Genomic DNA, 1,867 nt, shown 5'->3' with positions numbered 1-1,867 from the left:
TATGGGAGGGCTGGCATTTCTCGATGGCGGCCTGACGAACTGGATTCAGTTGGCGCTCACGGCGCCAATCGTGCTGTGGGCCGGCTGGCCGTTCCTCGAACGCGGCTGGATGTCGCTCCGCACCCGGCATCTGAACATGTTTACGTTGATTATGCTGGGCGTCGGCGCAGGCTTTCTCTATAGCATCGCCGCGACAGTGGCCCCTGGCCTGTTCCCTGCTGCCTTCCGCATGCATGACGGGTCGGTCCCGGTCTATTACGAAGCCGCCGGTGTTATCGTGGCCCTGGTGTTGGCCGGGCAAGTCCTGGAACTGCGCGCCCGCGCCCGTACCAGTCGCGCCATTCGCGCGCTGCTGGATCTCGCACCGAAAATCGCACACCGGGTCGGCGCGCTGGATCGGGAGGACGACGTACCGCTGGCCCAGATCGTGCCCGGCAATCGGCTCCGCATCCGGCCGGGGGAAAGCATCCCGGTGGACGGCACCGTCATGGACGGGCGCTCCAGCGTGGACGAAGCCATGCTGACAGGAGAGCCAGCACCTGTCGCCAAGGGACCGGGTGACAAGGTGACGGGTGGAACCATCAACGGCACCGGCAGCCTGCTGATGACAGCCGAGGCCGTTGGCTCGGACACGATGCTGGCCCGGATCGTCAGCATGGTGGCGGCTGCCCAGCGTACGCGCGCACCGATCCAGGCGGTGGCGGACCGGGTCTCCGGCTGGTTCGTGCCGCTGGTCGTGCTTGTGTCCCTTCTGACCTTCGTCGTCTGGCTTCTGGTCGGTCCGCAACCGCGCTTCGGACACGCACTGCTGAACGCCATTGCGGTCCTGGTGATCGCCTGCCCGTGCGCGCTGGGCCTGGCCACTCCGATGTCGATCATGGTGGGCATGGGGCGCGGGGCGCGGGCCGGCGTGCTGGTTCGCAACGCCGAAGCCCTGCAGGCGCTGGATACGGTCGATACGCTGGTGATCGACAAGACCGGCACCGTAACCGAAGGCAAGCCCCGGCTGATCGCGACCGAAACATCAGGTGCATGGGATTCCAACGTCGTCCTGCGGCTGGCGGCATCACTGGAAACACAATCTGAGCATCCGCTGGCCCAGGCACTGGTCGCCGCGATGACGGCGCAGGGCCTTCAGGCCGCGCCGGTCGGGGATTTCGCGTCTCAGACCGGCCTGGGCGTGACCGGCACCGTCGACGGCCATGCCGTCGTCGTCGGAAACCAAGCCCAGATGCGGCAGCAGGGCATCGATGCGTCGGCATTGATCCCTGTCGCGGATTCCCACCGGGCGGAGGGCGCGGGCGTCATGTTCGTCGGCGTCGACGGACAGGCCGCTGGGCTGCTGGTCGTGGCCGATCCGCTGAAGACCGACGCGAAGGAGACCATCGCGGCACTGCACGCAGCCGGCATGCGGATCGTGATGCTGACGGGCGACAATGCCCGGACTGCGGAAGTCGTCGCCCGGCAGGCGGGAATCGACGAGGTACATGCCGACCTCAAGCCTGAGGACAAGGCCGCGATCATTCGTGACATGCAACAGAAGGGAGCCCGTGTCGCCATGGCGGGCGACGGAGTCAACGACGCGCCGGCCCTGGCCACCGCCGATATCGGAATCGCCATGGGCACAGGCACCGATGTCGCAATCGAAAGCGCCGGGATGACACTGGCACAAGGCAGCCTCGCCGGATTGGTACGCGCCCGCCGCCTGGCACAGGCGACGATGCGCAACATCCGGCAGAATCTGGCATTTTCTTTCCTGTTCAATGGGATCGGCATCCCACTTGCCGCAGGCGTACTGTATCCTGTCTTTGGCCTTACGCTGTCGCCCATGTTCGCGGGAGGCGCGATGGCCCTGTCCTCCCTGGCC

1 protein-coding gene is annotated in these 1,867 nt (G+C 66.5%); it reads left to right on the top strand.

Features of this window, described 5'->3' with window-relative positions; translation table 11 throughout:
• Positions 1-1,867: copper-translocating P-type ATPase (locus P792_RS33900; protein ID WP_031241548.1), on the top strand; the 1,867-nt coding region annotated here is incomplete at both ends.

The organism is Asaia sp. SF2.1, assembly GCF_000505765.1.
Lineage (GTDB): Bacteria > Pseudomonadota > Alphaproteobacteria > Acetobacterales > Acetobacteraceae > Asaia > Asaia bogorensis.
The sequence above is the reverse complement of the archived record's forward strand: the minus strand, read 5'-3'. Positions and strand labels throughout refer to the sequence as shown.